Annotated in this window: 24 protein-coding genes and 1 tRNA gene; 11 read left to right on the top strand and 14 right to left on the bottom strand. The window is 71.6% G+C overall.

The genetic code is table 11. The features are described from left to right. Window positions 1–49 precede the first annotated feature (49 nt). Window positions 50–122 (bottom strand) — tRNA-Thr (locus tag RYJ27_RS10250). 71 nt (window positions 123–193) lie between these two features. Continuing rightward, the gene (locus RYJ27_RS10255) at window positions 194–1,177 is read right to left on the bottom strand and encodes a DsbA family protein (protein ID WP_330170212.1); all 984 of its coding nucleotides are present in this window, start codon (window positions 1,175–1,177) and stop codon (window positions 194–196) included. A gap of 267 nt (window positions 1,178–1,444) precedes the next feature. Between RYJ27_RS10255 and RYJ27_RS10260 the strand changes: the two genes are divergently transcribed. After that, window positions 1,445–2,548, top strand: coding sequence for an ABC transporter ATP-binding protein (locus tag RYJ27_RS10260; protein WP_330170213.1), 1,104 nt, complete (start codon window positions 1,445–1,447; stop codon window positions 2,546–2,548). Window positions 2,549–2,686: 138 nt separating this feature from the next. Then, window positions 2,687–3,997, top strand: coding sequence for a DUF4032 domain-containing protein (locus RYJ27_RS10265; RefSeq protein WP_330170214.1), 1,311 nt, complete (start codon window positions 2,687–2,689; stop codon window positions 3,995–3,997). A gap of 24 nt (window positions 3,998–4,021) precedes the next feature. Here RYJ27_RS10265 and RYJ27_RS10270 read toward each other — a convergent pair whose 3' ends face one another. The 3 genes from RYJ27_RS10270 to cysS all read right to left on the bottom strand — a co-directional run bounded on the left by RYJ27_RS10270 (window position 4,022) and on the right by cysS (window position 7,137). After that, on the bottom strand, window positions 4,022–4,666 hold the full coding sequence (locus tag RYJ27_RS10270) for an NAD(P)-dependent oxidoreductase (RefSeq protein ID WP_330170215.1): 645 nt from the start codon (window positions 4,664–4,666) through the stop codon (window positions 4,022–4,024). A gap of 76 nt (window positions 4,667–4,742) precedes the next feature. Then, window positions 4,743–5,732, bottom strand: a complete 990-nt coding sequence (gene rlmB / locus RYJ27_RS10275) for a 23S rRNA (guanosine(2251)-2'-O)-methyltransferase RlmB (RefSeq protein WP_330170216.1) — start codon at window positions 5,730–5,732, stop codon at window positions 4,743–4,745. Further along, window positions 5,725–7,137, bottom strand: coding sequence for a cysteine--tRNA ligase (cysS, locus tag RYJ27_RS10280; protein ID WP_330170217.1), 1,413 nt, complete (start codon window positions 7,135–7,137; stop codon window positions 5,725–5,727). The genes rlmB and cysS overlap by 8 nt, the downstream gene beginning before the upstream one ends. A 70-nt stretch (window positions 7,138–7,207) precedes the next feature. Between cysS and RYJ27_RS10285 the strand changes: the two genes are divergently transcribed. Next, window positions 7,208–8,143, top strand: coding sequence for a DMT family transporter (locus RYJ27_RS10285; RefSeq protein ID WP_330170218.1), 936 nt, complete (start codon window positions 7,208–7,210; stop codon window positions 8,141–8,143). Between the two features lie 119 nt (window positions 8,144–8,262). On the opposite strand, the gene ispD is transcribed toward RYJ27_RS10285, so the two are convergent. Together ispD and RYJ27_RS10295 are read right to left on the bottom strand one after the other, a co-directional pair. Then, window positions 8,263–9,510, bottom strand: a complete 1,248-nt coding sequence (gene ispD / locus RYJ27_RS10290) for a 2-C-methyl-D-erythritol 4-phosphate cytidylyltransferase (protein WP_330170219.1) — start codon at window positions 9,508–9,510, stop codon at window positions 8,263–8,265. Between the two features lie 9 nt (window positions 9,511–9,519). Then, window positions 9,520–10,002, bottom strand: a complete 483-nt coding sequence (locus RYJ27_RS10295) for a CarD family transcriptional regulator (RefSeq protein ID WP_330170220.1) — start codon at window positions 10,000–10,002, stop codon at window positions 9,520–9,522. Window positions 10,003–10,138: 136 nt separating this feature from the next. Here RYJ27_RS10295 and RYJ27_RS10300 point away from each other — a divergent pair, with 136 nt between their 5' ends. Beyond that, the gene (locus RYJ27_RS10300; protein WP_330170221.1) at window positions 10,139–10,645 is read left to right on the top strand and encodes a DNA modification methylase; all 507 of its coding nucleotides are present in this window, start codon (window positions 10,139–10,141) and stop codon (window positions 10,643–10,645) included. 58 nt (window positions 10,646–10,703) lie between these two features. Here RYJ27_RS10300 and RYJ27_RS10305 read toward each other — a convergent pair whose 3' ends face one another. Both RYJ27_RS10305 and RYJ27_RS10310 read right to left on the bottom strand, forming a co-directional pair. After that, window positions 10,704–11,387, bottom strand: coding sequence for a response regulator transcription factor (locus RYJ27_RS10305; protein WP_330170222.1), 684 nt, complete (start codon window positions 11,385–11,387; stop codon window positions 10,704–10,706). After that, a complete protein-coding gene (locus RYJ27_RS10310) occupies window positions 11,384–12,622 on the bottom strand; it encodes a sensor histidine kinase (RefSeq protein WP_330170223.1) in 1,239 nt (412 codons plus the stop codon). Before RYJ27_RS10310 ends, RYJ27_RS10305 begins: the two co-directional genes overlap by 4 nt. 169 nt (window positions 12,623–12,791) lie before the next feature. Here RYJ27_RS10310 and phoU point away from each other — a divergent pair, with 169 nt between their 5' ends. Further along, window positions 12,792–13,448: a phosphate signaling complex protein PhoU gene (gene phoU, locus RYJ27_RS10315; protein WP_330170224.1), complete on the top strand. Its 657-nt coding sequence runs from the start codon at window positions 12,792–12,794 to the stop codon at window positions 13,446–13,448. Window positions 13,449–13,520: 72 nt separating this feature from the next. On the opposite strand, the gene RYJ27_RS10320 is transcribed toward phoU, so the two are convergent. Beyond that, window positions 13,521–14,270: a phosphoglyceromutase gene (locus tag RYJ27_RS10320; RefSeq protein WP_330170225.1), complete on the bottom strand. Its 750-nt coding sequence runs from the start codon at window positions 14,268–14,270 to the stop codon at window positions 13,521–13,523. 22 nt (window positions 14,271–14,292) lie between these two features. Between RYJ27_RS10320 and RYJ27_RS10325 the strand changes: the two genes are divergently transcribed. After that, window positions 14,293–15,156, top strand: coding sequence for a class I SAM-dependent methyltransferase (locus tag RYJ27_RS10325; protein ID WP_330170226.1), 864 nt, complete (start codon window positions 14,293–14,295; stop codon window positions 15,154–15,156). A 7-nt stretch (window positions 15,157–15,163) separates the two neighbouring features. Here RYJ27_RS10325 and RYJ27_RS10330 read toward each other — a convergent pair whose 3' ends face one another. The 4 genes from RYJ27_RS10330 to RYJ27_RS10345 form a co-directional block, all read right to left on the bottom strand. Then, a complete protein-coding gene (locus RYJ27_RS10330; protein ID WP_330170227.1) occupies window positions 15,164–16,258 on the bottom strand; it encodes an FUSC family protein in 1,095 nt (364 codons plus the stop codon). Window positions 16,259–16,305: 47 nt separating this feature from the next. After that, window positions 16,306–17,403: a CAF17-like 4Fe-4S cluster assembly/insertion protein YgfZ gene (gene ygfZ, locus RYJ27_RS10335; protein WP_330170228.1), complete on the bottom strand. Its 1,098-nt coding sequence runs from the start codon at window positions 17,401–17,403 to the stop codon at window positions 16,306–16,308. Continuing rightward, window positions 17,403–18,008, bottom strand: a complete 606-nt coding sequence (locus tag RYJ27_RS10340; RefSeq protein WP_330170229.1) for a heme-binding beta-barrel domain-containing protein — start codon at window positions 18,006–18,008, stop codon at window positions 17,403–17,405. Before RYJ27_RS10340 ends, ygfZ begins: the two co-directional genes overlap by 1 nt. Before the next feature lie 135 nt (window positions 18,009–18,143). Then, window positions 18,144–18,428 (bottom strand): hypothetical protein, encoded by a 285-nt coding sequence (locus RYJ27_RS10345; RefSeq protein ID WP_330170230.1) that lies wholly within the window; start codon window positions 18,426–18,428, stop codon window positions 18,144–18,146. Between the two features lie 140 nt (window positions 18,429–18,568). On the opposite strand from RYJ27_RS10345, the gene RYJ27_RS10350 reads away from it, so the two are divergent. The 5 genes from RYJ27_RS10350 to pstC all read left to right on the top strand — a co-directional run bounded on the left by RYJ27_RS10350 (window position 18,569) and on the right by pstC (window position 25,160). Next, window positions 18,569–19,270, top strand: a complete 702-nt coding sequence (locus tag RYJ27_RS10350; RefSeq protein ID WP_330170231.1) for a response regulator transcription factor — start codon at window positions 18,569–18,571, stop codon at window positions 19,268–19,270. Window positions 19,271–19,323: 53 nt separating this feature from the next. Further along, a complete protein-coding gene (locus RYJ27_RS10355; protein WP_330170232.1) occupies window positions 19,324–21,495 on the top strand; it encodes an RNA degradosome polyphosphate kinase in 2,172 nt (723 codons plus the stop codon). Next, window positions 21,492–22,430 (top strand): NUDIX hydrolase, encoded by a 939-nt coding sequence (locus RYJ27_RS10360; protein WP_330170233.1) that lies wholly within the window; start codon window positions 21,492–21,494, stop codon window positions 22,428–22,430. Before RYJ27_RS10355 ends, RYJ27_RS10360 begins: the two co-directional genes overlap by 4 nt. A gap of 589 nt (window positions 22,431–23,019) precedes the next feature. Continuing rightward, entirely contained in the window at window positions 23,020–24,126 is a 1,107-nt protein-coding gene (gene pstS / locus RYJ27_RS10365) for a phosphate ABC transporter substrate-binding protein PstS (protein ID WP_330170234.1), read from the top strand. 86 nt (window positions 24,127–24,212) lie between these two features. Further along, window positions 24,213–25,160, top strand: coding sequence for a phosphate ABC transporter permease subunit PstC (gene pstC, locus RYJ27_RS10370; protein ID WP_330170235.1), 948 nt, complete (start codon window positions 24,213–24,215; stop codon window positions 25,158–25,160).

Raw genomic sequence — 25,160 nt, forward strand, 5'->3', positions numbered from 1 at the left:
GGGCGCGCGGCGATCGTCAGCACCCACCCGTCGACGCTTCGTCCTCCTGAGCCGGCTACGGGACTCGAACCCGTAACCCCCTAATTACAAGTTAGGTGCGCTACCAATTGCGCCAAGCCGGCGGGCGCCGCCGTGCGGCATCCTTCGGTCCTCGAGTCTAGGGCGTCCCTCGACCCGGTCCACGAAGTCGCTGCTATTGCGCCGGCGCGGGCGACGGCGTCGTGGTCGCGCCGGGCGTCGGGGTGGGGGTGGGCGTCGAGTAGTAGGCGTCGCTCGCGAGGGTCAGCACGAACTGCGCGAACTCCTTCTGGTTCGACACGTCGCCCGCGTAGGCGCTTCCGTTGACCAGAACCGCGGGTCCCGACAGCGGCGCCTTGGTCTCACCGAGCGGCTTCGCCAGGGCGCGCGCCGTGGCCTGCTGCACCCAGGAGGTGAAGTCGCCGCCCTCGATGCAGCCGCGCACGACCTTCACGTTCTCCGATCCGACTGCCTGCGCGAGGTCCGCCAGCTCGGCGTCGCTGTGGCCGTCCGTATCGATCTCGGGCTGAGCGACGAGAAGCTCGTGGTTGAAGGAGAAGAACGACTCCGGCGAGTAGGTGGCCACGCACGCGGCGGCCGCCGCCGCGCGCAGCGAGTACTTCGTGCCGTTGGACTTCGAGGTCAGCAGTGCCACGGGGTGGTACGAGATCGTCGCGGCACCCTGCGAGACCCACTCCGACAGCTGACGCGCGTTCGCGAGCTGGAAGTCCGCGGATGCCTCGGAAAGGTAGTCCACGTAGATGTCGACGGCGAGCCGCTCCTGCGTCGCCGTGGGCTCCGGGGTCGACTCCGGCGCCGGCGCGGGGCTCTCGACGCCCATCTGCGTCGTCCCCTCGGCGGCGGGCTGCGTTCCGGATCCGCTGAACGAGGCCATCACGCTCGGCGGGATCGTGTCGATAACGATCGCGTCGTCGTTCATCCCGGAGGGGGTGAGGTCCTTGCGCGAGTTGTCGGAGGCCACCGTCCACGCGACGGCGACTCCGCCCGCGACGACGAGGCCGCCCACGAGCGCGGCGGCGATTCCGGTGCGCACGACACGACTGCGGCGCTGCTTCGCCTGAACGGCGACGGCCTTCTCGCGCACCGCCTCACGGCGGTCGCGACGCGCGGGGGGCTGGGGCGTCTGGTCGCTGGACATCGAACCTCTTGACTGGCTGCGGCGCCCGGGCCGGCGGGTCGATTCCCCGGGCGATGGGCCGCACTCGTGGGGCGGCATCCGGGATCGATGCTAACCAGACAGGCTGGGAAAAACCCAGACGAAGAGGCATCCGCGCCCTCTGCGACCCCGGACGCCTGTGACATACTTGCCGGAGGACCCGATGGCGGGTCCGGCTCGGCTGACCCCCGCGCCTCCATTCACAACGGATCGTCCGGCACGTACCTGCCGGTGAAGGAGAAGACGTCCATGTCGTCTGTCACATTCGATAACGCCACGCGCCTGTACCCGGGGGGCACGCGCCCCGCCGTCGACAAGCTCAACCTCGAGATCGCCGATGGCGAATTCCTCGTTCTCGTCGGCCCTTCCGGCTGCGGAAAGTCCACGTCGCTGCGCATGCTCGCCGGCCTCGAAGAGGTCAACTCGGGCCGCATCCTCATCGGCGACCGCGACGTCACGGACGTCCCGCCGAAGGACCGCGACATCGCGATGGTGTTCCAGAACTACGCTCTCTACCCCCACATGACCGTCGCCGAGAACATGGGCTTCGCCCTGAAGATCGCCGGCGTCGGCAAGGAGGAGCGCGCCGCTCGCGTGCTCGAGGCCGCCAAGCTCCTCGACCTCGAGCAGTACCTCACGCGCAAGCCGAAGGCCCTCTCCGGCGGTCAGCGTCAGCGCGTCGCGATGGGCCGCGCGATCGTCCGCCAGCCCCAGGTGTTCCTCATGGACGAGCCGCTCTCGAACCTCGACGCGAAGCTGCGCGTGCAGACGCGCACCCAGATCGCGTCGCTGCAGCGCCGCCTGGGCGTCACCACCGTCTACGTCACGCACGACCAGACCGAGGCCCTCACGATGGGCGACCGCATCGCCGTGCTCAAGGACGGCATCCTGCAGCAGGTCGGCACCCCGCGCGACCTCTACGAGAAGCCGAAGAACGTCTTCGTAGCCGGCTTCATCGGCTCGCCCGCGATGAACCTCTTCTCGGCGCACCTCGCGGAAGGCGGAGTACAGCTCGGTAACTCGGTCGTCCCGATCGAGGCCGACACGCTGGGCAAGGCGCACGGCAGCGACGTCACCGTGGGCGTCCGCCCCGAGGACATCCAGGTCGGTCCGGCAGACGGCGCGGGGCTCAAGGTGGTCGTCGACCTCGTGGAAGAGCTCGGTGCCGACGGTTACCTCTACGGCCACGCCGACATCAACGGCACGCGCACCGACCTCGTGGCGCGAGTCGACGGTCGTAGCCACCCGCACGCGGGCGAGACGGTCACCCTGTCGGCGATCCCCGGTCACGTGCACGTGTTCGACGCCGAGTCGGGCGAGCGCCTCACCGACCGCGCGATCTCCTCGACCTGATCGACACCGCTCCGACGCGACGGCGCGGAATCCCTCGGGGTCCGCGCCGTCGCGCGTTCGGCGGGCCGCGGCATCCGTCCCCCACCACGCGCTCCGCGCCGCTGTGTCACAATCGAGGGCGCCGGACCGGGAGGATCCATGACCGACGCACTGAGCATCACCGCGAGCGCGGTGGACCCCGGGCTGCTGACCCTGCCGTGGTCCACACCCCTCGCGGAGTGGCCCTCGAGCACGATCGTCTCGCTGCCCAAGGGCATCTCCCGCCACCTGGTCCGATTCGCCAACCTCTCGGGGCGGGTCGTGGCCGTCAAGGAGACCACCGCCGAGATGGCCCGGCGCGAGTACGAGATGCTCGGCAATCTGCACCGCCTCGACGTACCCTGCGTCGACCGGGTCGCCGTCATCGCGGGCCGCACGGATGCCGAGGGCAACCCCCTCCCCGCCGCGCTCGTCACGGCGCACCTGAAGTTCTCGTTGCCGTACCGCGCCCTCTTCACGCAGGTGCTGCGCCCCGACACGGCGACGCGCCTCGTCGACGCCCTCGCCGTGCTGCTCGTGCGACTGCACAACGTCGGCTTCTTCTGGGGCGACGTCTCGCTCTCGAACACCCTGTTCCGGCGGGATGCCGGCGCCTTCGCCGCCTATCTCGTCGACGCCGAGACCGGTGAGCTCCACGAGAGCGGCCTGACACGCGGTCAGCGCGAGCACGACCTCGACGTGGCGCGCACGAACATCGCCGGCGAGATCATGGACCTCGCCGCGGGCGGACGCCTCGAGGGCGGCGTCGACGCGCTCGAGATCGCCGACGGCATCGTGTCGTCCTACCGCTCGCTGTGGGCCGCTCTCACCGACCGCGAGACGTTCGCCTCGAGCGATGCGTGGCGCATCACGGAGCGCGTCCAGCGACTGAACGCCCTCGGCTTCGACATCGGCGAGATGTCGATCGAGGCCACGCCGGACGGCAACCGGGTCTCGATCCAGCCGAAGGTCGTCGACGCCGGTCATCACCAGCGCCGCCTCATCCGCCTGACCGGCCTCGACGTCGAGGAGAACCAGGCGCGGCGCCTGCTGAACGACCTGGACGAGTTCCGGGCCCGCGTCTCGCTCCTCGGCGACGACGAGGAGATGGCGGCGCACGAGTGGCTCACGCGCGTCTTCGAGCCGATCGTGAAAGCGATCCCCTACGACCTGCGCGCCAAGCTGGAGCCGGCAGAGGTGTTCCACCAGGTGCTCGAGCACCGCTGGTATCTCTCTCAGGAGCGCGGACAGTCCGTGCCCCTCGCAGAGGCGCTGACGTCCTACATCAAGAACGTGCTGCGCCACCGCCGTGACGAGGCCACCATCATGGGACCCCCCACGGAGACGCTCGCGATCCCCGTCGTCACGGGTGCCACTCCCGTCATCGACGACGACGAGGACGCGAGCCTCGACTGGCGAGACCTCGTCTGACCCGCACGCGCGCGGGTCGGGTGCTCAGTAGCCGACGGCGAAGCGCTCGCGCACGTGCTTCGGGTTCTCGATCTCGTCGAGGATCGCGACGGCGAAGTCGGCGCCGGAGATGAAGGATTCCCCGCTTTTCTCGTCGACGACGAGCACATCGCCGCCGTCGCGGTAGGACCCGGTGCGCTCGCCCGGGTTCCAGGCGCCGAAGCCGCCCGCGGGGTGGATGTAGAACCAGTCGCGGCCCGTGTCATCGGCCTGGAGATCCTCGAGCACGCCGATCGCCTCGAGCGACTCGGGCTTGTACTCCTCGACGAAGCCGGGGGTGTCGACCAGCCGCGGGCCATCGGGAGCCACGAGGCTTCCGCCGGCGCCTCCCACGACGCCGAGGCGGACGTCGGCGGGCAGCTCGCGCACGAGCTCGGCGACGGCGGGACGCACCTTGCCGAGCATGTCGCCGCGGCCGGGCACGGAGACGACCACGACATCCACGCCCTCGAGCTCGGCGATCAGCCCGGGCACGTCGAGGAGCGATCCCTCGACGTACGTGACGTGATCGACCCGGTCGGCGGCCACGGTGCGCGCCACAGAGACGGCGGTGTGGCCGCGCCGGGCGGCCTCCTGAACGATGTGGCTTCCGGCGTAGCCGGTGCCTCCGATGACGGCGATACGGGGCATGTCTTGTCCTTTCGGCAGAGCGCATGTGCGCGGGTCACCATGTTCAAGTCGCGGCGGCCCGACGGCATTCCCGCGATCAGGCGCCGGCGCCGCGCAGGGTCGAGACCTGGTAGAGCGCCACGGATGCCGCGATCCCGGCGTTGAGCGATTCCGTCGCGGCGGAGATCGGGATCGAGACGATCTGATCGCACGTCTCTGTGACCAGGCGCGACAGGCCCTTGCCCTCGGAGCCGACGACGATCACGACGGGGCGATCCGCGAGCGAGAGCGAGGGCAGCGCGACATCTCCCCCGCCGTCCAGGCCCAGCACGAAGACACCCTGCTTCTTCATCTCCTTGAGCGTCGTGGTGAGGTTCGGCGCGAGCGCCACCGGCACGCGCGCCGCGGCACCGGCGCTCGTCTTCCACGCGGCCGCGTTGACGCCCGCCGAGCGCCGCTGAGGCAGCAACACGCCATGACCGCCGAACGCTCCCGTCGAGCGGATGATCGCGCCGAGGTTGCGCGGGTCGGTCACGCCGTCGAGTGCCACCAGCAGCGGCGTCTCGCCGCGGCCGATGATCTGCTCGAGCAGGTCCTGGGGGTGCGCGTACTCGTAGGGCGGAACCTTGACGGCGACGCCCTGGTGCACGCCGTCGAAACCGGCCATGCGGTCGAGCTCGGGGCGCGTGACCTCGAGGACGGGGATGTCGCGGTGCGTCGCGATGGCGAGCATCTCCTTGACGCGGTCATCCATCTCCACGCGCTGGGCGATGTAGAGCGCGGTCGCGGGGATCTTCGCGCGCAGCGCCTCCAGCACCGAGTTGCGCCCCGTGACGACCTCGGTCTCGTCATCCTTCTTCGGCCGCGGCGCGCGCACGCCCGGACGCGCGGCGGGCTTGCCTTTGCCGCCGGCGGCCGCGTACCGCTCGGCGGCCGCCTTCCGCTTGCCCGCGACGTGCCAGCCGCGGTCCTCCGCCTTCGGGGTCGGTCCCTTGCCCTCGAGCGCCTTGCGCCCATGGCCCCCGGTGCCCTTGACGGGGCCCTTCTTCTTGCCCTTGCTCGCGCCGGGGCGTCCTGGCTTAGCCATGATCGATGCTCCAATGGGTCCCGTCGGGACCGTCCTCGAGGGCGATGCCGGCCGCCGCGATCGCGTCGCGGATTCGGTCGGCCGCCGCCCAGTCCTTCGCAGCACGTGCGGTGGCACGCTGCGTGATCAGTTCGCCGACGAGCGCATCCAGCGCGCTCGTCGTACCGTCGTGTCCTGGGGCAGCCGCCTCGCCGGCCCGCGCAAGTCCCAGCACCTCCAGCATCGCCGCGACCGACCGCGCCGCCGCCACGGCCTCGTCGCGGTCGCCGCGATCGAGCGCGGCGTTGCCCTCGCGCACGGTCTCGTGCAGCACGGCGAGCGCCTGCGGCACGCCGAGGTCGTCGTCCATCGCAGCGGCGAAGCCTTCGGGCAGGATGCCGGGGCTCAGCTCGGCCGGGTCGGCGCTGCCGGCCCGCAGCACGCGCTGGCGGAACGTGTCGATGCGGGAGAGGGCCGCCTCGGCCTCATCGAGGGCGCGGTCCGAGACATCGAGGTTCGACCGATAGTGCGCCGCGGCGAGCGCGTACCGCACCGCGAGCGGATCCCTGGCACCCAGCACATCGGCGGCGAGCACGACGTTGCCGATCGACTTGGACATCTTCTGCCCGTCGACGGTCACGAGTCCGTTGTGCACCCAGTACCGGGCGAAGGCGTCCCCGGCGGCCCGCGACTGGGCGAGCTCGTTCTCGTGGTGGGGGAAGCGCAGATCGAGTCCGCCGCCGTGGATGTCGAACTCCGGACCGAGATAGCGGCGCGACATGGCCGAGCACTCGATGTGCCAGCCGGGGCGACCCGGGCCCCACGGCGAGTCCCACGTCGCGGAGGGGTCCTCGTCGGCCTTGGCGCCCTTCCAGAGGGCGAAGTCGCGCGGGTCGCGCTTGCCGCGCGGGTCGGCGTCCTCGCTCGCCTCCATCGCGTCGGGCGACTGACGGGTGAGCGTTCCGTACTCGCGCCACGAGCGCACGTCGAAGTAGACGTCTCCCGATGAGGCGGGGTCGGGGTAGGCGTGACCGGAGTCGATGAGACGCGTGATCAGCTGCTGCATCTGCGGGATCGAAGCCGTCGCGCGGGGCTCGTAGGTGGGGGGCAGGATGCCGATGGCGGAATACGCGGCGGTGAACTCCCGCTCCATGCGGTACGCCAGAGCCCACCACGGTTCGCTCGGCGAGGCGTTCTGCAGCACCTTGTCGTCGATGTCGGTGACATTGCGCACGAAGACCACGCGGCCGAACCGATGTTCCAGCCAGCGCCGCAGGATGTCGAAGCTCAGGGCGCCCCGCAGGTGCCCGATGTGCGGGCCCGACTGCACCGTCGGTCCGCAGACGTACAGCGAGACCGCGTCGGCCGTGAGCGGCACGAACTCGCGCAGGGCCTGCGCCTTGGTGTCGTAGAGCCGCACAGTCACTCCCCCAGCCTACCGGGGCGCCCCCGCGGCCCCGCAGGCCGGCGGGCGGGGAAGGCGCTAGAACTGGAGGGTGATCTCCGCCCTCGCCGTCCTCGCGGCCGCCCTGCTGTTCGGCACCACCGGCACGTCGCAGGCGCTCGGCCCCGAGGGAACGACGCCCCTCTCGGTCGGGGCCATGCGCCTCGTCGTCGGCGGCACGGGGCTGGCTGTCATCGCCTTCGTGCTCGCCCGCCGCGCGCACCGCCGTGGCGCCCTCGCGCCGCGGCCCCGCCTCACCGCCGCGCCGCTGGTCCTTCTCGCACTCACGGGGGTGTGCCTCGCGCTGTACCAGCCGCTGTTCTTCCTGGGCACGGCGCGCAACGGCGTCGCGGTCGGCACGGTCATCGCGCTCGGCTCCGCTCCGATCCTCGCCGGCGTGCTCGAGTGGTCGCTGACGCGCCGGCGCCCGAGCGGCGCCTGGCTGCTCGCCACCGCGCTCGCCACCGCCGGCGTCGCGCTGATCGGCGTGGGCGGCGGGACGGATGCCGCGGGAGCCGGCGGCACCGACCCGCTCGGGTTCCTCGGCTCGGTGGGCGCGGGTGCGACCTTCGCGATCATCGCCAACGCTCAGCGTCGGCTCCTCGACGACGGCTGGGACCCGTTCACGGTGGTGGGTGCCATGGGAGCGGGCTCGGCGGTGCTCTCGGCCGGTGTGCTGCCCTTCGTCGACCTCTCGTGGCTCGCGGAGCCCGCGGGCGTCGTGATGGCCGTATGGCTCGGCCTCGCGACGATCTCCCTCGCCTACGTGCTGTTCACGTGGGGGCTGAACGGGCTGACCGCGGCGACCGCGGCGACGCTGACCCTCGGCGAGCCGCTGACCGCCAGCATCCTGGGCGTCGCGGTGCTCGGCGAGCAGCTGAGCGTGCTCGCCGTCGCGGGGCTCGCCGTGCTCGCGGTCGGCCTCGCGACCCTGGCATGGGGCTCCCGCGCCCCGCGCGACCCGAAGCCCTTCGCCCTGGAGGCCTGACCGCCCCCGCGATCCAGCCCGCGCCGAAACACCGGTTCTGCGGCCAAACACCACACGCCGTGTGGTGTCTCGCCGCACATGTGGTGTCTCGCGGCGGCGGAGATGCCTGCGCGGGGCGCTCAGGCGGGGATCAGCAGCGCGACGGCGAAGGCGGCCACGCCCTCCGTGCGCCCCGTGAAGCCGAGCCCGTCGGTCGTCGTCGCCGACACCGAGACGGGCGCGCCGCCGAGGGCGTCGGAGAGCGTCCGCTCGGCCTCCGCGCGACGGGCGGCGAACCGCGGGCGGCCGGCCTGCACCTGCACGGAGACGTTGCCGACCCGCCACCCGGCCTCGCCCAGGAGTCCGAGCGTGCGTCGAAGGAAGGCGGATGCGTGGGCGCCCGCGAATTCCGGCCGGTCCACGCCGAAGTGGGTGCCGATGTCGCCGAGGCCCGCCGCGGCCAGGAGCGCATCGACGATCGCGTGCGCCACGGCGTCGCCGTCGGAGTGGCCCGAGAGCGCCGGCTCGCCCGGCCAGCGGAGGCCGGCGAGCCACAGCTCCCCCTCGCCCCCGAAGGCGTGCACGTCGGTGCCGATGCCCACCCGGGGCGCCGCCGGGGCGCCGGCCAGCGAGGTGTGCGGATGCGGTTGCACGTAGGCCCCGGCATCCTGGACGAGGGAGCGCGCACGCTCGAGGTCGGCGGGAGTGGTGATCTTGAACGCCGACGCGTGACCCGGCACGGTCGTGATACGGCCGCCGGCCGCGGCCACGAGGGCCGTGTCGTCGGTGAATTCGGCCGCCGCGGCGCGGTACGCGGCATCGAGCACGTCGCGGGGGAAGCCCTGCGGCGTCTGCGCGGCCGCGAGCGGTGCCCGGTCCACCGCCTCCACCACGTCGGAGCCGGCCACGCGCTTGAGCGTGTCGACGACCGGGAGCACGGGAACGACACCCGCCCCCGTCTCGTCCACCGCCGCCACAACCCTCTCGAACACCTCCGGCGGGGTGAGGGCGCGTGCGGCATCGTGCACGAGCACGACTTCGATCCCGGCCCACAACGCGCCGAGGCCCGCCGCGACGGAACCCTGCCGGGTCGCCGCTCCGGCCACGACGTGCACCAGGTCGCGCCGCCGGCCCGAGGGCAGCGGCGCCGCGGCATCCGTCCGATCCGCCACCGCGAGCGCTTCCGTCAGCGCATCCCCCGCCCGCTCTGCGGGCGCGACGACGACGACCTGCGCCACGGGGCCTCGGAAGACCCCTCGGAGGGCGTGGTTCAGGATGCTGTGGTCGTCTATCCCGACGAACGCCTTCGGTGCACCCGCACCGAGGCGCTCCCCCGATCCGGCGGCGACGACGACGATCCCGACGCGGGGGGTCGGCGTGATGCTCACGCCGGGAGCCTAGCTGGCGAGGACCTCGTCGAGGACGACACTCGCGCGCTCCTCGTCGGTCTTCTCGGCGAGGGCGAGCTCGGAGATGAGGATCTGGCGCGCCTTGGCGAGCATCCGCTTCTCACCCGCGGATAGCCCGCGGTCCTGGTCGCGGCGCCACAGGTCGCGAACGACCTCGCTCACCTTGATGACGTCGCCGGAGGCGAGCTTCTCGAGGTTCGCCTTGTACCGGCGGGACCAGTTGGTGGGCTCTTCGGTGAAGGGGGCGCGCAGCACCTCGAACACGCGCTCGAGACCCTCCTTGCCGATCACGTCGCGGACGCCGACCAGATCGACGTTGTCGGCCGGTACCTCGATCGTGAGATCACCCTGCGTGACGCGGAGCTTGAGATAGATCTTCTCTTCGCCCTTGATGACCCGAGTCTTCACTTCGGCGATCGTCGCGGCCCCGTGGTGCGGGTAGACAACCGTTTCGCCAACCTCAAAAAGCATGCAGTTATGTCCTTTCGGCAACCTACAGCCTACCACAGGCGGCATGCGCTAAGGTTCGCCCGGCACCCCCGGCGAGGGGCCTGCAGGACGACCCCATAGAATGCAAGGACCGTCCGCGTACTTCCCTGGAGGACCTGTGAAATCCCGCCGGCTCGCACCTTTCGCCGTTATCGCGGCCGTCCTCATCGGCACGACGGGATGCAACCTCACGGCGCCGCAGGCGACGACGATCCAGTACGCCCCCGCCGAGGGCGTGAACGCCGCCAGCGGCGACGTCCTGGTGCGCAACGCCGTCATCGTCTCCGACGACGGGGTCGACGGCAATTTCCTCGCAGCGTTCGTCAACGAGGGCTCCGAGCCGCAGGTCGTCACGATCGAATACGGCGAGGGAGCGGCGAAGACGACCGAGACCTTCCGCATCGCGGCCCGCAGCGCGGTGAGCCTCGGCGCCGACGTCCCGGCCTCGGCCACCGACGGCGAGAGCGTGCTCGCCGACGCCGAGCCGATCCTCTTCACGGACATCGACACCCTGCCCGGCGCGACCATGCCGGTCTATTTCCAGGCGGGCGACGCCGAGGGCAACCTCGTGCAGGTCCCCGTCCTTAGCAGCGAGCTGGAGTACCTCGCCCCCTTCGCTCCGTAAGGAGCGCCGGGCGACGCCGAGGGCGGACCGGGGTGCTCTCCCGCCCGCGGTCGCCGCGTCAGGCCTCGAAGCGGTACCCGAGGCCCCGCACGGTGACGAGCATCTCGGGTTCGCTCGGAGTCCTCTCGATCCGCGAGCGGATGCGCTTGATGTGCACGTCGAGCGTCTTGGTGTCGCCGAAGTAGTCGCTGCCCCAGACGCGGTCGATCAGCTGACCCCGCGTGAGCACCCGGCCGGCGTTGCGCATGAGCACCTCGAGCAGCTCGAACTCCCTCAGCGGCATGCTGATCTCGGCGCCGTCCACGGCCACGCTGTGCCGGTCGATGTCGAGGGTCACCCGGCCGCCCTCGAGCACGTGGTCGTCCAGGTCGACGTCCGGATCGGCGGTGCGGCGCAGCACGGCCCGCATGCGCGCGAGGAGCTCCCTCGACGAGTAGGGCTTCGTGACGTAGTCGTCGGCGCCGAGCTCGAGCCCCACGACGATGTCCACCTCGGAGTCCTTCGCGGAGACCATGATGATGGGGATGCCGGAGAGCTGACGGATGCGGCGGCATACCTCGGTGCCCGGCATCCCCGGCAGCATCAGATCCAGCAGCACGATGTCCGCGGGGCTCTCCTCGAACGACGCGATCGCGGCCGGGCCGTCCTCGGCGATCTCCACGTCGTACCCCTCGCGCCGCAGCAGGTAGGCGAGCGGTTCGGCGAGGTCGGGTTCGTCTTCGACGAGCAGCACCCGGGTCATGTGTCCATCTCTTCCTGTCGGAGGGGGGTTGCGCGGGAGGGCCCTCGCCGGGCTCCGGAGTCGGCGCTCTTGCGGCGCTTAGAGCCGTGCTTCACCGGCGGCTCGTACCGCGGCAGCCGTATCGTGAAGGTGGACCCGCGGCCGAGCCGCGACCACACCCGCACCTCCCCGCCGTGGCGCTGCACCGCATGCTTGACGATCGCGAGCCCCAGCCCCGTGCCGCCCGTGCGGCGCGAACGCGCGACATCCGCCCGGTAGAACCGCTCGAAGATGCGCTGCTGATCGCTCTCGGCGATGCCGATGCCCTGGTCCGTGACGGCGATCTCGACGACGGGGCCGTCGATGCGCACGCCGACGCCCACGCGCGCGCCGCGCGGGGAGTAAGCGATCGCGTTCGCGATGAGATTGCCGACGGCCTCGATGAGCATCGTCGAGTCTCCGCTGACGACCGCGCCGCGGTCACCGCCGCGCACGACGGTCACGCCCCCGGAGTCGGCCTGCAGGGCGTGCGCCTCGACGGAGGCCACGACGACCTCGTCGACCGATACCTCCCGAGCCTGCGGCACCTCGTCCGCCGACTGCAGCCGTGAAAGGTCCATGATGCGGCTCGTGAGGCGCGTGAGGCGGTCGGCCTCGGCCTGGAGGCGAGCCGCGAAGGCCCGCACCTGCGGCGGGTCGTCGGCGGCCGAGTCGATCGCCTCGGCGAGCAGGCTCACGGCCCCCACCGGCGTCTTCAACTCGTGCGAGGTGTTGGCGACGAAGTCGTGCCGCATCTGCTCGAGACGCTCCTGCTCGGTCACGTCGTCGACCACGATCAGGATGTGGCTCGCGCCGAGACGCGCCGCACGTGCCGAGACGAGGCGCCCCTCGGTGACGAGGGCACCGGGGGCGACGGCACCGCGTCGCATGCGGAACCGCGTGCTCGAGGGCTCCCCCGTCGAGCGGACGCGTCGGGCGAGCTGGCGCAGGCCCTCCACCGTCAGGACATCGCCGGTCGCCATGCCGAAGTCGGGGGCCGCCGGCGAGGCCGCCACGACGGTGAGGGAGGCATCCAGCACGGATGCCGCCCCCTCCATCGCGTCGAGGACCTGCAGCACACCGGCCGGCACCACGGCGCGACCCTCGGCCTCCACGCGGCGCTTGACCCGCAGCGCGGCGCCGATGAGGGCGGCGACCCCGAGACCGACGACGATGCCCGCACACAGCGCCAGCAGCGCCAGCTGCACGGAGTTCATGGGTCCAGCGTAGGCCGAAGGAGGGCCCCCCACCCGCCTTCCACCGCAGAACGTCGCGGGCGGCGACGGTACTATTCACTCTCACGGCACCGTCCGTTAACCTTCGCCGGGGAGGATCGCGGAGGCCGTGCAGCCGACGGATCCGCGAACCGCGAAAGGGCTCATCATCGTGCGCGAAGTCTTCCACCAGTCCCTCGAAGACGTGCAGGGGCGGCTCGTCGAGATCGCCGAGCTCGTCGCCGTCGCCATCGAGAAGGCCACGCAGGCCTTCGGGACGAGCGACGTCTCCCTCGCCGAGGAGGTCATCGAGGCCGACGCGATCATCGACGAGAAGGCCGTCGCGCTCGACGAGCTGGCGATAGAGATCCTCGCCCGCCAGCAGCCGGTCGCCCGCGACCTGCGCATCGTGGTCAGCGCGCTGCGCATGTCGGCCTCGCTCGAGCGCATGGGCGACATCGCCGAGCACATCGCCCAGCTCACCCGCTACCGCTTCCCCGAGCGCGCCATCCCGAAGGGGCTCAAGAGCACCTTCACCGCGATGGGGCAGCTCGACGTCGAGATGGCGAAGAAGCTCACGCAGCTGCTGAGCACGCAGGACGTCACGATCGCAGAAGACCTCCGCAACCTCGACGACAAGCTCGACGAGCTCCACGTCTCCGTCTTCGAGAAGGTGCTCGGCGAGAACTGGCAGGGCGAGGCGATGGCCACGGTCGACGCCACCCTCGCCAGCCGCTACCACGAGCGCTTCGGCGACCACGCCGAGTCGGTCGCGAAGAAGGTCGTCTACCTCGCCACCGGCGACTGGAGCGCCGACCCCGAGCTATAGCCCCGCCCGCATACGACGAACGCCCCGAACCGCAAGGTCGGGGCGTTCGTCGTATGCGTCGAGGCGGGTCGGCTACTTCTTGCCCTGGGAGGCGACGGCGGCGGCACCCGCGGCGGCGGCCTCGGGGTCGAGGTACTCGCCGGGCCCGAGGGGGACGAGGTTCTCGTCGAGGCGGTAGACCAGCGGAATGCCGGTGGGGATGTTCAGCTCGGCGATGTCCTCGTCGCTGATGCCGTCGAGGTGCTTCACGAGCCCGCGCAGCGAGTTGCCGTGCGCGGTCACGAGCACCGTCTTTCCCGCCTTCAGGTCGGGCGCGATGTCGCTGTGCCAGTAGGGCAGCATGCGGTCGATGACGAGCTTGAGGGACTCGGTGCGGGGAACCTCGCCGTCGATGCCGACGTAGCGGGGGTCGTGCACCTGGCTGTACTGGTCGTCGTCGGCCAGCACGGGCGGCGGCACGTCGAACGAGCGGCGCCAGAGCATGAACTGCTCCTGGCCGAACTCGGCGAGGGTCTGCGCCTTGTCCTTGCCCTGCAGGGCGCCATAGTGACGCTCGTTGAGGCGCCATGAGCGCTTGACGGGGATCCACAGGCGATCGGCGGCGTCGAGCGCGATGTTGGCGGTCTGGATCGCACGGCTGAGCACCGACGTGTGCAGCACATCGGGCAGCAGCCCCGCCTCGGCGAGCAGCTCGCCGCCGCGCGCCGCCTCGGCTTTGCCGAGTTCGGTCAGCCGGACATCGACCCAGCCGGTGAAGAGGTTCAGCTCGTTCCACTCGCTCTGGCCGTGGCGGAGCAGGATCAGGGTGTAGGGGGCGCTCATGCCCCCATGCTATCGGCGCCGGATGACGCGGTCCGGGCATCATGGAGGGGTGCGCTCCGCTTCCCCGCCCCGCCGACCCGTCGGACAGGCGACCCGGGGGACGACGAACACCAACCTGCTGCGACGCAACGATCGATACCTCGCCGCGCTCCCCGGGCTGCGCACGACCGCCCGGCCCCTCGTCGTCGACCTGGGCTACGGCGCGAGCGGGGTGACGGTGTTCGAGCTCGCCGAGCGGCTGCGCCGCACGGCCCCCAGAGTCGAGGTCGTCGGCGTCGAGATCGATCCTGAACGGGTCGAGCGCGCGCGAGCGCAGCTGGCGGAGGTCCGCGCCGGCCGCACCGCGTTCACCGCCGACACGAGGGTGGACTTCCGTCGCGGCGGATTCGAGGTTCCCTCGGACGGCGGCAGGCGCCCCGTCCTCGTCCGCGCGATGAACGTGCTGCGCCAGTACGACGAGGCCGCAGTCGCGGATGCGTGGCGGCTCGCGGCGTCGCGGCTCGCGCCCGGCGGTCTCCTCGTGGAGGGCACGTGCGACGAGCAGGGCCGGGTCGGCAGCTGGATCGACGTGGACGAGCACGGCACTCCCCTGCGGCTCACGCTCTCGCTGCGGCTGCAGGGGCTCGAGGACCCCTCGGTCGTCGCCGAGCGCCTGCCGAAGGCGCTCATCCACCGCAACGTGCCGGGCGAGCGCATCCACGCCGTCCTGTCGCGCCTGGACCGCGCCTGGGGCCGTTCCGCGGCGCTGGCGCCCTTCGGCCCCACCCAGCGCTGGCTGCACACCGTGACCGCCCTCGCGGACGAGGGCGTGCCCGTGCTCGGTACACGCGCACGATGGCGCCTGGGCGAGCTGACCCTGCCATGGTCGGCCGTCGCCCCCGGCTGAGCGCGTCTCAGATGCGCGGCACCGCCGCGCGGGCCTCGTCCCGCGGCATCCCCGCCGCCACGAGGAGGTCGACCGCCAGGGGGCGGAGAGCGGCGATGAGGCTGTGATCGCTCACGGCCGCCCCCGGGAGCACCGCCTGCGGGTCCAGCAGCCGGGCCACCGCCAGCAGGGCCTCCCGCGCGGCCGGCTCCATCGAGATGTCCTCGACCGACTGGCCGACCAGCGCGAGGCCCTTCCGCAGCGCCCGCAGCAGATCGGCCGCGGCCGGGCGGGCCTTCCCGTCGTCCTCGACGTAGGCGGCGCGCCGCGCGACGACGCGCAGGTTGCGCGCCGCGAGGTCCATGCCGCCGAGGATGCGCTCCTGACGCGCGAGCTCGGAGCGGCTCGCGCGCAGCCAGGGCGAGATGCGCGCGATCGCGACCGAGGAGTCGAGCAGCTCGCGCCAGCCCCGCACGAGCGGGTCGAGGGCCCGGGCCTTCTCGAGCGCGCGCTCCGCGCGCAGCCTGCTGCCGCGCTCCAGGGCCTGCCCCAGCGTCGCGAGCGTGTCGTCCATCGCGGCGAAGAGGCGCCGCACCTCGCGCAGCGCCTCGGCGCGCGGGTTGCGGGGGATCAGCGCCGTCACCAGGAGCGCGGCGGCACCGCCCAGCAGCCCGTCGGTCAACCGCGACAGCGGTGCCGAGACCCCCGCCGCGGGAAGGATCAGCACGATCGCCGACTGGATGGTCGCGGCGATCGCGAAGCCGGGCTGGGGCGAGAGGAAGCGCGCCACGACGAGCGTCGCGAAGAGCGTCACACCGAGCTGCCACCATCCGTGACCGAGGCCCAGCACGATCAGCTCCGCGATCGCGATGCCGACGATCATGCCCGCGACCGTCTCGAGCACGCGGCGCGGGCGGGCGTCGCGCACGAGGCCCAGGCTCGAGACGGTCACGGTCGCGGCGAGCAGGGGCGCCTGGTGCCCCAGGACGAAGTACGCGAACGCGTAGGCGCCCGTCGCGGCCACGACGATCTGCGTGATGGCGCCGGCCGAGCTGCGCAGGCGTTCGAGGCCGGGGCGGGGCGTGAAGCGATCGCGCAGGCGTGCGGGAACGGCGGCGGTCACCGTCGGCGGTCCGGCGTCGGCCGGCGGTTCGCCGGCGGAGCGGGCGTTCACCCTCGGGCGCGCGAGGACAATCGCGGCAGGCGGGGCACGGATGCCGCGGCACCGGCGTCGCGCGGCACGATCTCCTGCTGCGAGGCGGCGACCGGGCCGTCGTCGGTCAGCACCTGCAGCGACGCGTCGACGGCGAGGGAGCGCTTGACGACGGCGAGCGCGATCGGGCCGTCCTCGTGGTGCAGCGCCGAGGACGTGATCCTGCCGATCTCGGCGCCGTCGGCCGTGACCACGGCGCCCGGCCCGGGCAGGACGGTGTCGCTGCCGTCGAGGTGGAGGAAGACGAGCCGCCGCGGCGGGTGGCCGAGGTTGTGCACCTTCGCCACGGTCTCCTGACCGCGGTAGCAGCCCTTGTTCAGGTGCACGGCGGTGCGCAGCCAGTCGAGCTCGTGGGGTAGGGTGCGCGCGTCGACCTCGTTCGCCCGGCGCGGGCGCCACGCGGCGATGCGCAGCGCCTCGGCGGCGAGCAGCCCGGCGGCGGCGATGCCCGACGCGGCGAGAGCGGCGAGGCCGTCCTCCGTCACGATCGCCTCGTGCCATTCGCGCCCGGCGCCCGGGTGGGGAACCATGACTGCGTACTGGTGCCCGCCGGCGGATACGGCATCCCACGGGTCGCGCCACGTCGCCACGGGCGCACCGTGCTCGAGCACCGCACGGGCCGCCGGCGATTCCGACCGCGCGTACCCGACGACGGCGAGGTCGTCGCGGCGCCCGACGCTCACGCGGGAGCGGAACACCATCCGTCGAAGCCACGCCACGAGCGCATCGGCTCCGTCGGCGTCGACGATCAGCCACGCCCGCTCACCGTCGTCGACGACGGATGCCGCGTGCTCGATGTGGCCGTGGGGGTCGAGGACCAGGAGCTCGGTGCTGCGGCCCGGCTCGAGCGCGCCAAGCGCCTGGGACGTGATGGAGTCGAGCCAGGTCAGCCGGTCCTCCCCCGCGACCTCCACGACGGCACGGTCGGCCGCGTGGACGAGGGCCTCCCCGGCATCCAGCAGCGCCTGCTCGCGCAGCGGCGCGCCGTAGTGAGCGGGGGCAGCCGACCCGTCGGCCATGACGGCCCCGGGCAGCGCGGCGAACGGCGAGCCCATCAGTCGGCCCTCGCGAGGCGCGCGGAGGCGTGGGAGCGCAGCTCCTGGCCGAGGGCCTGGATGTCCCACGCCCAGAGCAGGTGACCGTCCACGAGGCCGTACATGCGCGTGGCGCCCGAGTAGGCACGCGAACCCGAGGGCCGCACGACCGCGTCGGTCGACATCTCGATCCGCGGACCCGCCACCTCGCCGAGGTAGAGCTCGGCGACGCCGTCGGCGTGCACGATCGCCGCCTCGATCTCGAATCCGCCGCGAGGCGTGCGGAGGGCTTCGACGTCGTCGGCCGTCCGCGGTGCGGGCGAGCCCGGAGCGGGGAGGAGGGCAGGCCCGGCGTCGGCCTCCCCCGCGGGGCGGTGCAGTCGCCAGTACCCCGTCTCGGGGACGAGACGCTGAGCCGGATCGGACCCGCCCTCGGCGAGCCATGCCGCCGCCGCGTAGTTCAGGTAGTCGCCGCCGTCGTGGCTGAAGCTCACCCGGTGGACGAACTGACCGGAGTGCGTGCGTCCGGCGGCGTCGTACTCGATCACGCCGGTCCCCTCCCACACGCCGATCAGCCACGACAGCGGCACGAGGTCGGCGGGAAGGTCTGCGGGGAGATCGAACACCGCGTCGCCGATCAGCGCTGGCCGCGGTACAGGTTGAGAATCACCACGCCGGACACGAAGGCGATCGCCAGCGACGCCAGGCCCAGCAGACCCACGAAGAAGAGTTCGAGCGCGACGAGGTCCATGCTTCCCACTTTAGATGATGGCGGCGAGGCCGATGGCCGCCGTGACGATACCGAGGATGAGGAGGGAGCCGAGCGCGCTGGCCGCCACGCGGCGGATGAACCCGGTGGAGCGTCCGTAGACCAGCTGCACGGCGAAGCCCAGGATCAGGGCACCCGCCATCGCGAGCGCGAACCACACCGCCTGCAGGGGCGCCGGCACGAAGACCGCGATGGCGACGCCGGCGATGAGCGCGAGCACCCACACCGTCACGATGCCGTAGACCGTGGGGCGCGGGGCGAGGTCGGGGACGGACATTGCTCCATCATCCCCCACCGCTTCGGGTTCGCGCGAGGCCCGCCGCGACGGGCCGGACGCCCGGTGCCGGGCGCCTCGGCGCGTCGGCGTAAGATGGGGGGCCACGAAGACCCCGTCCCCGGCGGCCCGAGAGGAAACGCGTGGCCCAACTGCTCGTGCTGAGCTCCACACACGGAAGTGGCCCGGCTCTGCCGTCCCTCGAGCTCCTGAGTCACCGCGTGCGTCAGATCCCCGCGGAGCCCGCTCAGCTGGTCAACGCGCCGAGCGCCGACGTCATCTTCGTCGACGCGCGCGACGACCTCGTGGGCGCGAAGTCGCTGTGCAAGATCCTCAACACGACGGGACTGGACGCGCCCCTCATCCTCGTCGTCACCGAGGGCGGCCTGACGGCGGTCAGCACCGACTGGGGCGTCGACGACGTCATCCTCGTCACCGCCGGCCCCGCCGAGGTCGATGCGCGCGTGCGCCTGGCCATGGGGCGCCTCACGCAGGAGCAGACCTCCAGCCGCATCCAGACCTCGGGCATCACGATCGACGAGTCCTCCTACTCCGCCAAGGTGCACGGCAAGCCTCTCGACCTCACCTACAAGGAGTTCCAGCTCCTCCACTTCTTCGCCACCCACCCCTCGCGCGTGTTCACCCGCGAGCAGCTGCTCAGCGAGGTGTGGGGCTACGACTACTTCGGCGGCACCCGCACGGTCGACGTGCACGTGCGGCGCCTGCGCGCCAAGCTCGGCGATCTCGAACAGCTCATCGGCACGGTGCGCAACGTCGGCTACCGCTTCAACGTCTACGACGACGACGCGCTGCCCACCGGCGGACCGTCCGGCCGCAAGGGCTGACCCGGGGCATCTTCGTTCACATCGGAGACACCCGCGCCTGCAATGATGTGGGCATGCTCGAAACCTCGATGGCAGACTCCGGCCTGGGCGATGCCGACGACGACGACTTCGACGAGATCGTCGAGGCGTACGACTCCCAGCTTCCCGAGCATCGCTACCTCGACCGTGAGCTGAGCTGGCTCTCGTTCAACCAGCGCGTGCTCGAGCTCGCCGAGGATCCCACGCTTCCGACACTCGAACGAGCGAACTTCCTCGCGATCTTCGCCAGCAACCTCGACGAGTTCTTCATGGTGCGCGTCGCGGGGCTCAAACGACGCATCATGACGGGCCTCGCGGTGCCCACCAACGTCGGGCGAGCGCCCGTCGAGGTGCTGGCCGACATCTCCACCGAGGCGCACCGGCTGCAGCTGCGCCACGCGGAGGCCTGGCAGTCGCTCGTGCGCCCCGACCTCGCCGCCGCCGGCATCGAGGTCGTCAGCTGGGACGGGCTGGATGCCGCGGCACGGGAGAGCCTCTACGACTACTTCCACGCACAGGTCTTCCCCGTCCTGATGCCCCTCGCGGTCGACCCCGCACACCCCTTCCCCTACATCTCGGGCCTCTCGCTCAACCTCGCGGTGCGCATCCGCAACGCCCGCACCGGCCGCCAGGAATTCGCGCGGCTCAAGGTGCCGAGCATGCTGCCGCGCTTCGTGAAGCTGCCCGGCGACGACGGCCCCACCGCGAAGTACCTGCCCCTCGAGGAGCTCATCTCCAACCACCTCGACGACCTGTTCCCGGGCATGGAGGTGCTCGACCACCACGCGTTCCGCCTCACCCGCAACGAGGACGTCGTGATCGAGGAGGACGAGACCGAGAACCTCATCCAGGCGCTCGAGGCCGAGCTGCTGCGGCGGCGCTTCGGTCCCCCCATCCGTCTCGAGATCACGGACGACATGGACGAGGTCACGCTCGACCTGCTCCTGAAGGAGCTCGACATCACCGAGCAAGAGGTCTACCGCCTTCCGGGACCGCTCGATCTGCGCGGCCTGTTCGACATCTCGCGCATCGACCGTCCCGACCTCCACTACCCGCCGCACGTGCCGACGACCGCCGTCGCCTTCCAGCCGGGCGACAACAACGAGCGCCCCGACTTCTTCTCGGCGATCCGCAAGGGCGACGTGCTCGTGCACCACCCCTACGAGTCGTTCGCGACGAGCGTGCAGGCGTTCCTCGAGCAGGCGGCGAAGGACCCGCACGTGCTCGCCATCAAGCAGACGCTGTACCGCACGTCGGGCGACAGCCCCATCGTGCAGGCGCTCATCGACGCGGCCGAGGCGGGCAAGCAGGTGCTCGCGCTCGTGGAGATTAAGGCACGCTTCGACGAGGCCGCCAACATCGTCTGGGCACGCAAGCTCGAAAAGGCCGGCGTCCACGTCGTCTACGGGCTCGTGGGGCTGAAGACCCACTGCAAGCTCGCGCTCGTCATCCGCGAGGAGAACGGCGTACTGCGCAGCTACAGCCACGTCGGCACCGGCAACTACAACCCCAAGACGAGCCGCATCTACGAGGACTTCGGCCTGTTCACGGTCGACGCCGAGGTGGGGCGCGACCTCACCCGCCTGTTCAACGAGCTGTCGGGCTACGCGATCGAGAAGAAGTTCAAGCGCCTGCTGGTCGCCCCCCTGCACCTGCGCAAGGGCCTGCTGCGGCTCATCGACAAGGAGCGGCGCAACGCGCAGGCGGGCAAGCGCGCCCACATCCGCATCAAGGTGAACTCGCTCGTGGACGAGCAGATCATCGACGCGCTGTACCGCGCGAGCCAGGCGGGCGTGAAGGTCGACATCTGGGTGCGGGGCATCTGCTCCATCAAGCCCGGCGTGACGGGAATGAGCGAGAACATCACCGTGCGCAGCATCCTGGGCCGGTACCTCGAGCACTCGCGCATCTTCCTCTTCCACGGCGACGGGTCGCCGCAGGCCTTCATCGGCAGCGCCGACATGATGCACCGCAACCTCGACCGCCGCGTCGAGGCGCTCGTGCGGGTCGTCGCCGAGCCGCACGTGGCCGCGCTGCACGCGCTGTTCGACCTCGCGATGAGCGAGGGGACGAGCTCGTGGTGGCTGGGCCCCGACGGCGAGTGGACGCGGCATGCGCGGGGCGAGGACGGCAAGCCCCTCATCGACATGCAGGACAAGACGATGGCGGGCGTGCAGCGGCGGCGGCGCGCTCGGGCGGTGCGATGACGGACACCGCCGTCTACGCCGCCGGAGCCGTCATCTGGCGCCTCGTCGAAGGGAAGCTCCGCATCCTCGTGGTGCACCGGACCGCCTACGCCGACGTGACGCTTCCCAAGGGCAAGGTCGACCCGGGAGAGATGCTCGCCGAGACGGCGGTGCGCGAGATCTACGAGGAGACCGGCATCCGCGTCGCCCTCGGACCGCCCGTGGGGGTCTCCCGGTACCACCTGCCCAAGGGGCGCGAGAAGATCGTGCACTACTGGGCGGCCGAGGCCACCGACGACGCGATCCGCGCGTCGGCCTTCGTGCCGAACAAGGAGATCGCGGCGCTCGAGTGGATCCCGCCCAGGAAGGCGCGCAGCTACCTCAGCTATCCCGTCGACGTCGAGATCCTCGAGACCTTCCTCGCCCTCGTCGACGACGGCGTGCTCCAGACGTTCCCCCTCATCGTGCTGCGGCACGCCAAGGCCGAGCCCCGCGGCTCCTTCGACGGCGCGGATGCCGCCCGGCCGCTCACGACGCGGGGCGTTCGCCAGGCCGCGGCGATCGTCGGACCGCTGCGAGCCTTCGGCGTGCGACGGATCATCACCTCCGACGCGGTGCGCTGCGTCGCCACGGTGGCGCCGCTCGCCGCCGCGACGGGTCGCCAGATCCAGCGCACCGCCGCCCTCAGCCAGGACGCGTGGGAGCGCGGCGAGTCGGATGCGCGCGGCGTGGTGGGCAAGCGCGTGCGCGCGGGCAAGCCGGCCGTGCTCTGCAGCCACGGCCCGGTCCTTCCCGAGATCCTCACCGAGATCGCCCTCGCGACCGGGACGATGAAGGGCTCGTACCTCGGCAGCGCCTCGGCTCTCGAGGTGGGCGCGTTCTCCGTGGTGCACCTCTCCTCGACCAACCCGGGATCCGGCATCGTCTCCATCGAGACGCACGTTCCGAAGGTATGACCCCCGCGTCGGGGCGCCCGCGACGCGCGCGTCGGGCCCGGTCTCGGCGCCGGCGGAGGCGGATGCCGCCCGTGCCTCTTCCGTCGGGGTCTGCGCCTCCCCCTCGGCGCGCCGCGCCGCCTTCTCGGCCTTCGCGACGGCCTTCTTCGTCGCACGTCTCAGCGCCTCGAGCGCCTCCTCGGCCTCGGTACGCACGGCCTTCGGCTTCTTGCGGACGGCCTTCTTCGGCGTGTCTGCGACCTCCGCGGCATCCGCGGCCCGGGCCTCGAGCTTCTTGCCGGCGCCGCTCGGCAGACGTGCGGCCGTCTTCCTGGCCGCGGCCGCCTTCTTGGCCACCTTCTCGAGAGCCGACTCCGCCTTGCGCTGCGCCTTGGTCTTCGACATGCCGCACATGCTGGCCACGCCGTGTGAACGGGTGGCGATGCAGGCCCTCCATCCTCGTAATCCAGGGGTAGTGCAGGCGGGGCGACGCCCGCCGTTCACCTTTCGTTCACCCGCGCGGCGCACTCTCGTAAGTGCCGGCTCCTAGCTTCTCGGTGTGCCCTGCACCAGGACACACTCCCCTGTCACGGATCGAAACGGATACACAGTGAAGATCACCCGAATCTCGCGCGTCGCGGCCCTCGGCGCCGTCGCCGCCCTCGCCCTCGCCGGCTGCGCCGCGAACGAGCGCGGCACCACGACCGACCCCGCGGACGGCGGCAGCGGCCTCTCCGGTGAGCTCGTCGGCGCCGGCGCCTCGTCGCAGGAGGTCGCGGTCCAGGCGTGGTCCGCCGGCTTCCAGACCGCCAACCCCGACGCCACGATCAGCTACGACCCCGCCGGGTCCGGCGCGGGCCGCGACTCCTTCCAGGCCGGCGCCGTCGCGTTCGCCGGCTCCGACCGCGCGTTCACCGCCGAGGAGATCGCCGAGGGGCCGTTCGACGCGTGCGTCGAGGGCACGGGCATCATCGAGATCCCCTCCTACATCTCCCCGATCGCCGTCATCTTCAACCTCGATGGCGTCGAGTCTCTCAACATGGACGCCGCGACGGTCGCCGGTGTCTTCGCCGGCACCATCACGAACTGGAACGACCCGGCGATCGCGGCCCTCAACGAGGGGGTATCGCTCCCCGACCAGGCCATCACGCCCGTCCACCGCGCCGACGACTCGGGAACCACCGAGAACTTCACCGACTACCTGAACCAGGCCGCCCCCGAGGTGTGGGAGTGGGAGGCCGACGGCGAGTGGCCCGCCACCCCCGTCACCGGCGAGGCCGCACAAGGCACCTCGGGTGTCGTCGCCGCCGTGGATGGCGGCACGGGGACCATCGGATACGCGGACGCGTCGCGCGCCGAGGGCTTCGGCCAGGTGTCGGTCCAGGTCGGTGACGAGTTCATCGGGTTCTCCCCCGAGGCCGCCGCCGCGATCGTCGACGCCTCGCCGCGCGAGGAAGGCCGCACCGATGGCGACCTCGCCATCGCGCTCGACCGCACCCCCGACGAGGCCGCGTACCCGATCGTGCTCGTGAGCTACATGGTCGCGTGCGAGGAGTACGTCGACGCAGCGTCCGCTGCGCTCGTGAAGGGCTTCCTCGAGTACGTCATCAGCCCCGAGGGCCAGGACGAGGCGGCCGCAGCAGCCGGTTCGGCCCCGATCTCCGAGACGCAGCGCGAGAACATGCAGGCTGCTCTCGACCTGATCGTCGTCGAGTGAGACCCTGGTGCCGGCCCGCGGTTCACGCCGCGGGCCGGCACCATCGCGACAACTGAACATCCCGTAGCACCCGAGAACAGGATGAGATGACCACCACCGCTCCCCCGGCCGCCCCGCCCAAGGCTCCGCAGCGGCCCGGCGACCGCTGGTTCTCGGGTGCCGCGCTCTTCGCGGGCTCGATGATCCTCGTCACCCTCGCCGCGGTCGCGATCTTCCTCGTCGTGCAGTCGATCCCGGGCATCGCCGCCACGAGCGAAGAGGCCTCGATCCTCTCCACCAACTTCTGGGACTACGTCTGGCCGCTCGCCTTCGGCACCGTCTGGGCGAGCTTCCTCGCGCTGCTCATGGCCGTGCCGCTCTCGGTGGCCGTGGCGCTCTTCATCTCCCACTACGCCCCTCGCCGCCTGGCGCAGGGGCTCGGCTACGTCGTCGACCTGCTCGCCGCGGTTCCCTCCGTCGTCTTCGGACTCTGGGGCATCCTCGTCCTCGCCCCCGCCGCGCAGCCGGTGTACACCTGGCTCGTCGACAACGCCGGATGGTTCCCCCTCTTCTCGGGCCCCGTCTCCGGCACCGGGCGCACCATCTTCACGGCCGCCCTCGTGCTCGCGGTCATGGTCCTGCCCATCATCACCGCGATCTGTCGCGAGATCTTCCTGCAGACGCCCGTTCTCCACGAGGAGGCGGCGCTGGCCCTCGGCGCCACCCGCTGGGAGATGGTACGCATGGCCGTGTTCCCCTTCGGCCGCTCCGGCATCGTCTCCGCGTCGATGCTCGGCCTCGGCCGAGCGCTCGGCGAGACGATGGCCGTCGCGATGGTGCTCTCCGCGACGGGCATCGTGAGCTTCCGCCTCTTCACCTCCGAGAACCCCAGCACGATCCCCGCGAACATCGCGCTGACGTTCCCTGAGGCGTACGGCGTCAACGTCAACGTCCTCATCGCAACGGGCCTCATCCTCTTCATCGTGACCTTCGCGGTCAATGCGTTCGCCCGGTGGATCGTCAGCCGCCGCAGGGAATTCTCGGGAGCCAACTGA

This window comes from Microbacterium limosum (genome assembly GCF_036324365.1).
Classification (GTDB): Bacteria; Actinomycetota; Actinomycetes; order Actinomycetales; family Microbacteriaceae; genus Microbacterium; species Microbacterium limosum.